Source organism: Streptomyces sp. NPDC058955 (genome assembly GCF_042741435.1).
GTDB lineage: Bacteria > Actinomycetota > Actinomycetes > Streptomycetales > Streptomycetaceae > Streptomyces.
The window spans coordinates 1-7,924 of record NZ_JBHYKM010000199.1; the positions used below are offsets into that span (position 1 = coordinate 1).

Here is a 7,924-nt window from a genome sequence, read left to right on the forward strand (position 1 = left end):
CCGCACGGGCGGAGCCAGGACCGATCGGGACACCCCATGACCCCACCGCCGCAGCGTCGCCCCGGATGCGCCGCGACCCGCCTCGCCCACCGCGAACCGGTCTTCGCCTCCGCCCCGGAGCGCTTCACGACCTGGCTGCTCGTCGAGCACCCGGGCCCCTGGCCCGCCACGGGCCTGCCGCCGGACCTCCCCCACGAGGCCGCCCTCGTGTGGAAGGCCGCCCAGGAGGCCGGGATCCGGCCGCAGTTCATCCGCCGGGTCAGGGACCGGCGGGGACCGACGTCCACCGTCGTCACCGCCCACGCCGGCCACACCGGGCAGCCCTGGCTGGAGCGCCGCGTCCTCACCGACCTGCGGGAACTCGCCGACCTCGACCTCGACGCCCTCGCCGCGGGACGTCCGCCCGGCTTCGGCGAACCGAGCGCCGAACAACTCGTCCTGGTCTGCACCCACGGCCTCAAGGACGTCTGCTGCGCACGGCTCGGCCGCCCGCTCGCCGTCCTCCTCGACCGGGCCCTGCCCGGCCGGGTGTGGGAGACCAACCACGTGGGCGGCGACCGGTACGCCGCGAACGTCGTCACCCTCCCCGACGCCGCCTACCACGGGGGCCTCGCCACCTCCGACGTGCCCGCCCTGACGGCGGCCCTCACCGCCGGACACGTCCTCCCCTCCCACCTGCGCGGACGCGCCGGCCTCCCCTCCCCCGTCCAGGCCGCCGAGCACCACCTCCGCGCCCACCTCGGCCTGCTCGCCCTCGACGCCGTCCGGCCGCTGGGCCCGCCCACCGCCGACGACCAGGACGTCGTACGCGTCGAGCTCCAGGTGCGCGACGGCGCCCGCTACGCCGTCCGCGTCCGCCCCCGCACGTCCGAGGAACCGCGCCTCACCTCCTGCGCGGGCACCGGCACGATCGGCACCCCCACCACGTACGACCTGGTGGAACTGCGGGCGCTGGACTGAGCGGACGCCCCCGCGCGGCCTCACCCGTTCGGGCGTGCCGCATGGCCGGTGGGACGGGCGGCCCGCAGAGTCGAGGGGTCCCCTCCCACCCGAGACCGGAGGCATCCGTGATCAACAAGCTCGAAGGAATGCCGGAAGGCGTCATCGGATTCGAGGCGTCCGGCAAGCTGTCCGCCGAGGACTACCGCGACACGGTGCTCCCCGCGCTCGTCGAGGCCGCGGGGGCGGGCGAGGTGCGCTTCCTCATCGTCGTGCGGGACTTCGACGGAATGTCGGGCGGAGCGCTGTGGCAGGACCTCAAGGTCGGCGTCGAGCACCTGCGCGCCTGGAAGCGGATCGCACTGGTCACCGACATCGAGTGGATGACCCATGTCACCTCGCTCTTCGGCTGGATGACACCGGGCGAGACGAAGACGTTCCCGCTCGACCGCCGGGACGAGGCGGTCGCCTGGGTGGCGGGGTGACCGCCGCACCCCGGTACTGACGCACGCGAGGGGGCACGGCATGGGGGACGTCACGGCGGAGGCGCTTGAGGCGTACCGGGGCGAGGTGGTCCGCTACTGCTACCGGATGCTGGGCTCGTACGCCGAGGCCGAGGACGCCGCCCAGGAGACGATGGTCCGGGCCTGGCGGGGAATCGGACGGTTCGAGGGGCGGTCGGCGGCGCGGTCGTGGGTGTACCGGATCGCCACGAACGTCTGCCTGGACACCCTCGCCTCCGGACGGCGCCGGGCGCTCCCGATGGACCTGTCGGGCCCGGCCGCCGGAACGGCCTCGCCGGGGCCGGCGGAGGACGCCGCCCGGTGGATCGAACCCTGCCCGGACACGGATCCGGAAGCGGCGGCGACGTCGGGTGAGTCGATACGCCTCGCCTTCGTCGCCTCGCTGCAGCACCTGCCGCCGAAGCAGCGGGCGACCCTCATCCTGCGCCTTCCGCGACACCGACCGCTTCTTCCCGCTCTTCGGACTGCCTGACCGCCTGGCGGGGGACACCCATACTGCTGTGAGGCGTGACGACGGCGGGCCGGGCGGACTCAGGGGGGCGGATGCGACCGCAGGACGTGCTCGAACAGCGGTATGAGCTCGTGGCGTTGCTCGGCAGCGGCGGCTTCGGGCAGGTGTGGCAGGCGTACGACACCAGGGCGCGGCGACGGGTGGCGGTCAAGATCGGCCACCCGCAGTCGGCCGAGGAGGCGCGGCGGTTCGCGCTGGAGGCCCAGCTCGCCGGCAACCTGACCCACCCCAACATCGCGGCCCTGTACGACTACGGCGAAGCCCTGCACGAGGGCCGCGCGTTCATCTATCTGGTCATGGAGCTCGTCTCCGGGGAGACCCTCGCCCAGGTGATCGGCCGCGGCGTGCCCCCGCTCGCCTCCGCCCTCGCCTGGGCGAAGGACATCTGCGAGGCGCTGGGCGCCGCGCACGACATGGGCGTGGTGCACCGGGACATCAAGCCGGCCAACGTCATCGTCACGGATCGCGGGGACGGCACGGCGAAGGTCCTCGACTTCGGCATCGCCAAGTACCAGGCGGCGACGGGCCTCACCGCCGAGGGACACATCATCGGGTCCTGGCCGTACATGGCGCCCGAACGCTGGACCGGCGGCGGCGCGGTCGACGGACGCGCCGACCTGTACGCCCTGGGCTGCGTCCTGATGGAACTGCTCACGGGCCGGCTCCCCTTCACGGGGCGGGAGGCCCACGAACTGTTCGCCCAGCACGCCGCCGCCCCACCGCCCCGCCCCGGCTCGCTGCGCCCCGGGCTGCCCGAGGCGGCGGACCGCCTGGTCCTGGAGCTGCTGGCGAAGGACCCGGCGCACCGGCCTGCGGGCGCGCGGGAGGTGGCGGACCGGCTGGCGGAGCTCCTCCGGCAGGCCGGCCGGACGACCGTCGGCGCGCACCCGGGCCCGCCTCCCGGCCACACGCCCACCGTCCGGCAGCCCACCGCGGGCGACGCGGTGCGCGAGGCGCTGGAGCGACGGCTCGACCGGGTCCTGGCGCACCACGCCACCGGGGACGAGACCGCGTTCACGCGGATGCTCGACCTGCTGATCCTCGACCTCGGCGAGGCGCTCGGGGCGGACGATCCGCTGTCCGTCGAGGCGGGCTATCAACGCGCGATGTACGCCTGGCAGGCGGCCCGCGACCAGACCGGCCTGGAGAACGTGCTGCCGCGGCTGATCCGCGTCCTGGGCCCGGACCACCGCCGGACGATCGACGTCCGGGCGGTCCTGACCGGGAACACCGCGGCGCGCGGGCCCGTCGACGGCAGGCGCTACCTCCCCGAACTGAGGGAGATCATCGACCGGGCGACCCGTGTCCTGGGCGCCCACGATCCCATCACCCTGACCGCCCGGCTCGACCTCGCGGAAGCGGAGGACCGCGCGTACGACGCGCAGGGCCGTCCCGTGCCGGGCGGCGTCCCCCGCGACGACGCCCGCGCGGCCCGCCGGCGCGCCGCGCTGGAACCGCTCCTGCCGGACCTGGAACGGGGACTGGGCGACCACGACCCGCGCGTCCTGGAGACCCGGCTGCGGCTCGCCCTCGACACCTACCAGCTCGGCGACCACGCCGCGGCGCTCCCCCACTTCGAACGGCTCCTGCCCAGCAACCCGGCGGCCCTGGCCAGGACCCACGTGGGCCTCCAGATCCAGCACGCCCACTGCGTGGCCGAAACCGGCGCCCCCGAGCGCGCCCTGTCCCTCCTGGACGCCCTGCTCGACACCCTGAGCGGCAGACCCGGCGACGACTACCAACGCCAGGCGGGCCCGGTCCGCGCCATGCGGTCGACGATCAAGAAGCAGCTCCGCCGGAACAGACGCACCGGCAACCGCACCTGGTTCGCCCGCTGACCGTCACGACCGGAGGGCCACCGCGATCTCCCGCACCCGGTCCAAGGTGATCCCCGTGCGCTGCTCGACGGCGAGGGGATGGTCGGTGGGCTCCAGCTCGACGAGGGGGCGCTGACCGACCGGCCGGGTGTGGACGTGCGTCTTCAGGTTGAGGGTCGTCGCCGGATAGACCGGCAGCTCGGTGGTGAGCCAGCCGAAGTACGGCCGTTCGGACTCGCGGCCGGGTGTGTCCCACAGGTCCGCGGCGCGGGAGAAGTTCTCGCGGCTGAGCGAGACCCAGACGCCCCAGGAGAACACCTCCTCGCCGCCGATGACCGGTATCTCGATCAGGCCCTTGACGAAGCAGTGCTCTCCGCGGATCACGCACTGGTCCGAGGAGAGCAGGCTGTCGTCGTCGCCGGCGTAGGCGGGGTCCCACACGGCCGGGGCATCGGCCGTGTAGTTCATCGGAAGCTCATGGTGGCGGTCCCCGCAGCACGTGCAGGTGAATCCGGGATCACTGGTCACGGCGCTGAAGCCTAGAGCGTGCGCCGACGCCGTGTGCCCCGGGGTCGACCCGCACCCGGAACAACCAGGACCGCGGGTGGCGGGAGGTGGGGCGGTGGCCCGGGGCGTTGCGCTTCGCGTCCGACGACTCCCGGGACGAGGTCCTGATGCTGCTCTCGCCCCTCTGAGGGGACGTCCTCAGGGGCGGTGGTCGGGGGTGGCGTCCTCGGTGAGGAGGGGGCGGAGGGCACCGAGGGCGGCGCCTACGCAGACGTCGCGCAGGGCGGTGCGGGTGCAGGTCTCGTGGGTGAGCCAGTCGACGCACAGGACCTGGACGAAGACCAGCCAGCTCTTCAGGACGCCGGAGACGGCCTCGCGGGCGCCGTCGTCCGCGAGGGGCAGGACGGCCAGCAGCCGGGTGCGCAGGGCGTCCAGTTCGTTCGTCATGATCGTCTGGATGACCGGGTCGCCGGCGAGGACGCGGTTGGCGGCGAGGACGGCGTTGCGGTTCGCCACGAAGTAGTCCAGGTGGACGTCCATGCCCTGGACCAGCTGCTCCGTCAGGGTCCGGGTCGGGTCGAAGCGCGTCTCGGCCAGCAGCCGGTCGGCCGCCTGCTGGTAGACGGCCGCGAAGAGGGCGTGCTTGCTGGGGAAGTGACGGTAGAGCAGGGCGCGGGAGACTCCCGCCTGTTCGGCGACGTCCTCCATCAGCACGTCGGCGTACGGGCGCTCGGCGAAGAGGCGCGCGCCGACGGTGAGGAGCTGGGCGCGGCGGTCGGCGGGGGTGAGTCGCTGTCGGGGAGGCACGCCCACAGCCTAGTTGACATGTGTCTACTGGTGCGCCCAGTCTAGTGGACACATGTCAACTAAGCCTCTCCGGCGGCCTCTTGGAGGAACCATGGCCAGAGCTCTGCGCGTACTCGTCCTCGTGATGGGCTGGGCCTGTGTGGCGATCGGCCTGTTCCACGTGGCCCTCGGCAACGCGGCGATCCCGGGAGCCGCCGACGCCGGCCCGACGGTCGACAGCCTGGGCCGGTTCCTGGGCGCCACCTTCGCCGGCTACGGCCTGGCCTGGCTGTGGGCGGCCCGGCAGCGCCCGATCCCTGCACGGGCCGTGCGCTGGCTGGCCGGCGTCTTCCTCCTGGGCGCCGCGGGCCGGCTGCTCTCCCTCGCGGTCCACGGGTGGCCCCACGGCTTCCAGATCGCGCTGACCGCGGTCGAACTCGCCCTGCCGCCGGTCCTCTTCCGGCTGGCCGACGCGGAGGAGCGCGCGTCACGCGCCGGTACGGAGTGGGCACCCGCCGCGCGGTGACGACGGCCCGGCCCCGTCGGCGCTCCTCAGCCCGCCGTCGTGCGCACCAGCGGGCTGTGTCCGATCGCGTTGTGGACGGTGAAGCTGACCGCGTCGGGGCGGTAGCGGTCGTCGGACCATTCGACCGGGCGGCCGTCGTGGGTGGTGGTGACCCGGCGGACGCGGAGGAGGGGGCTGGTGCGGCGGACGGCGAGCAACCCCGCGTCCTGGGCGCCGGCGGCGACCGCGTCGATGACGTGCTCGCCGTGCGCGAAGACCAGGCCGGTCTCGTCGTAGAGGCGCTGGGTGACCGAGGCGCAGTCGGGGTCGATGGTCGCGACGGCGGGCGATATCCAGTCGGCGTAGACGGTGCGTTCGACCAGGACCGGCTCACCGTCGAGCCCGCGGACGCGCAGCACGTTGAGCAGGGGGACGCCTTCGGCGAGGTGCAGCCGGGCGGCGTCCTCCGGGGTGGCCGGGCGGTACTCCTGGGAGAGGACGCGGCCGGCGGCCTCGCGGCCCATCGCCTGCGCCCACTGGGCGAAGCTGCGGAGTTCGGCGAAGCTCTGGCTGCGGCGGCCGGCCAGGACCACGCGCCGGGCGCCCTGGCGGGAGCCGATGAGCCCCTCGGCGGTCAGGGCGGCGACGGCCTGGCGGACGGTGCCGCGGGACACGCCGTGCTGGGCGGCGAGCTCGGTCTCCGCGGGCAGCCGGGCGCCGACCGGGTACTCCTCGCGCTGGATCGCCCGCCGCAGCTCCGCGGCGATCTCCTCGTGGCGCGCGGTCATCGCTGGCCCCCTCCTCGGACGGTGTGACGGTGTGCGGTGCGCTGCGTGCCGTGTGCCGTGTGCGGCGTGCGGCGTGCGGTGCGCACAGGAGCACCAGGATAGTTGAGCGCGTCCATGGCTGAAAAGCGCCGCCAATGTGCAGGAGATCGCGGGGAAGCGTTCCGTCCTCGTTCACCTTCGCGTCACCGACGCCCGGCGTACTGAGGCCAACTTGTTCAGACAAGTTGAGACCCCGACCCTCTCCCTGGAGATTCCGTGCCCGTCCCCGCGCACCTCCCGAGAAACGCCGCCCTCGGCGGTTCCCTCGCCCTCGTCGCCGCGCTCGCCCTCACCGCCTGCGGCGCCGCCCCCGAGAACTCCGGCACCACCGCCGACGGCAAGAACGCCGCCACGGCCACCTCCGCCGCCGACTTCGGCGGCATGGACGCCCTCGTCGCCGCGGCCAAGAAGGAGGGCACCCTCCACGCCATCGCCCTCCCCCGCGACTGGGCCAACTACGGAGCCCTGATCGACGGCTTCCAGCAGAAGTACGGCATCAAGGTCGAGGTCGAGAACCCGGACGCCTCCAGCCAGGACGAGATCAACGCCGTCACCTCCCGCAAGGGCCAGGACCGCGCCCCCGACGTCCTCGACCTGGGCAGCTCCTTCGCCCTCAGCGCCGCCCAGCAGGGCCTGCTCGCCCCCTACCGGGTGGCCGCCTGGGACGACATCCCCGAGGGGCAGAAGGACCCGAAGGCCCGCTGGTACAACGACTACGGCGGCTACGTCTCCATCGGCTGCGACGCCAAGCGCGTCAAGAACTGCCCCACCACCTTCACGGACCTCCTCAAGCCGGAGTACAAGGGCCAGGTCGCGCTCAACGGCAACCCCACCAAGTCCGGTTCCGCCTTCGCCGGCGTCTTCGCGGCCTCGCTCGCCCAGGGCGGCTCCTTCGACGACATCCAGCCGGGCATCGACTTCTTCGCCGAGCTGAAGAAGAACGGCAACTTCACGCCCGTCGAGTCGACCCCCGCCACCGTCGAGAAGGGCGAGACGCCCATCAGCATCGACTGGGACTACCTGAACGCCGGCTACGCCCAGGAGTTCGCGAAGAAGGGCCTCGACTGGAAGGTCTCCGTCCCCGCCGACGGCCGCTACGCCCAGTACTACTCGCAGGCCGTCAACAAGGACGCCCCGCACCCGGCGGCCGCCCGCCTGTGGCAGGAGTACCTGTACAGCGCCGAGGGCCAGAACCTGTGGCTCAAGGGCTTCGCCCGCCCGGTCCTGATGCCCGCCATGGAGAAGGCCGGCACCATCGACCAGGCCGCCGCCCTGAAGCTGCCGGCCGTCTCCGGCGTGCCGTCCTTCCCGGCCGAGGCCCAGCAGGCCCAGGCCAAGACGGCACTCGCCCAGGGCTGGGGCAAGGCCGTCTCCGGATGACCGCCTCCACCACCGTCGCCGTCGCCGCCGGGGGGGGGCCCCCCCCCCGGCGGGGGGGGGGGGCGCGCCCCCCCCCGCGCGCCCCCGCGCCCCGCGCGGGGCGCGCGCGCGACCGGCGGCGCGCCCCG

At 73.9% G+C, this 7,924-nt stretch carries 8 protein-coding genes and 2 pseudogenes; 7 read left to right on the top strand and 3 right to left on the bottom strand.

The genetic code is table 11. The features are described from left to right. The first annotated feature begins 36 nt into the window (after positions 1–36). From ACFW1I_RS37290 to ACFW1I_RS37305, 4 genes and pseudogenes are all read left to right on the top strand, one after another. A complete protein-coding gene (locus ACFW1I_RS37290) occupies positions 37–960 on the top strand; it encodes a sucrase ferredoxin (RefSeq protein ID WP_384678390.1) in 924 nt (307 codons plus the stop codon). Between the two features lie 107 nt (positions 961–1,067). Then, positions 1,068–1,424, top strand: a complete 357-nt coding sequence (locus ACFW1I_RS37295; RefSeq protein WP_384678392.1) for an STAS/SEC14 domain-containing protein — start codon at positions 1,068–1,070, stop codon at positions 1,422–1,424. A gap of 40 nt (positions 1,425–1,464) precedes the next feature. Continuing rightward, positions 1,465–1,890: pseudogene (locus tag ACFW1I_RS37300) on the top strand (sigma-70 family RNA polymerase sigma factor); the annotation flags it as partial. Between the two features lie 116 nt (positions 1,891–2,006). Next, the gene (locus tag ACFW1I_RS37305; protein ID WP_384678394.1) at positions 2,007–3,812 is read left to right on the top strand and encodes a protein kinase; all 1,806 of its coding nucleotides are present in this window, start codon (positions 2,007–2,009) and stop codon (positions 3,810–3,812) included. A 3-nt stretch (positions 3,813–3,815) separates the two neighbouring features. Here the strand turns inward: ACFW1I_RS37305 and ACFW1I_RS37310 are convergent, their stop codons facing one another. Continuing rightward, positions 3,816–4,259, bottom strand: a complete 444-nt coding sequence (locus ACFW1I_RS37310) for a DUF2199 domain-containing protein (RefSeq protein WP_384678396.1) — start codon at positions 4,257–4,259, stop codon at positions 3,816–3,818. Positions 4,260–4,393: 134 nt separating this feature from the next. Between ACFW1I_RS37310 and ACFW1I_RS37315 the strand changes: the two are divergent. Beyond that, positions 4,394–4,486, top strand: a pseudogene (locus tag ACFW1I_RS37315) (GNAT family N-acetyltransferase); the annotation flags it as partial. A 10-nt stretch (positions 4,487–4,496) separates the two neighbouring features. Here ACFW1I_RS37315 and ACFW1I_RS37320 read toward each other — a convergent pair. After that, positions 4,497–5,105: a TetR/AcrR family transcriptional regulator gene (locus tag ACFW1I_RS37320; RefSeq protein WP_384678398.1), complete on the bottom strand. Its 609-nt coding sequence runs from the start codon at positions 5,103–5,105 to the stop codon at positions 4,497–4,499. A 91-nt stretch (positions 5,106–5,196) separates the two neighbouring features. Here ACFW1I_RS37320 and ACFW1I_RS37325 point away from each other — a divergent pair, with 91 nt between their 5' ends. Continuing rightward, a complete protein-coding gene (locus tag ACFW1I_RS37325) occupies positions 5,197–5,610 on the top strand; it encodes a DUF4345 domain-containing protein (RefSeq protein WP_384678400.1) in 414 nt (137 codons plus the stop codon). Positions 5,611–5,636: 26 nt separating this feature from the next. On the opposite strand, the gene ACFW1I_RS37330 is transcribed toward ACFW1I_RS37325, so the two are convergent. Then, positions 5,637–6,377: a GntR family transcriptional regulator gene (locus tag ACFW1I_RS37330; protein WP_384678402.1), complete on the bottom strand. Its 741-nt coding sequence runs from the start codon at positions 6,375–6,377 to the stop codon at positions 5,637–5,639. Positions 6,378–6,632: 255 nt separating this feature from the next. On the opposite strand from ACFW1I_RS37330, the gene ACFW1I_RS37335 reads away from it, so the two are divergent. Next, on the top strand, positions 6,633–7,796 hold the full coding sequence (locus ACFW1I_RS37335) for an ABC transporter substrate-binding protein (RefSeq protein WP_384678404.1): 1,164 nt from the start codon (positions 6,633–6,635) through the stop codon (positions 7,794–7,796). Positions 7,797–7,924: the final 128 nt, after the last annotated feature.

Excerpts from the sequence above, each read along its gene's own strand:
- ACFW1I_RS37290 (WP_384678390.1), top strand. The coding sequence starts at position 37 with ATGACCCCACCGCCGCAGCGTCGCCCCGGATGCGCCGCGACCCGCCTC.
- ACFW1I_RS37305 (WP_384678394.1), top strand. The coding sequence starts at position 2,007 with ATGCGACCGCAGGACGTGCTCGAACAGCGGTATGAGCTCGTGGCGTTG.
- ACFW1I_RS37310 (WP_384678396.1), bottom strand. The coding sequence starts at position 4,259 with ATGAACTACACGGCCGATGCCCCGGCCGTGTGGGACCCCGCCTACGCC.
- ACFW1I_RS37325 (WP_384678400.1), top strand. The coding sequence starts at position 5,197 with ATGGCCAGAGCTCTGCGCGTACTCGTCCTCGTGATGGGCTGGGCCTGT.
- ACFW1I_RS37330 (WP_384678402.1), bottom strand. The coding sequence starts at position 6,377 with ATGACCGCGCGCCACGAGGAGATCGCCGCGGAGCTGCGGCGGGCGATC.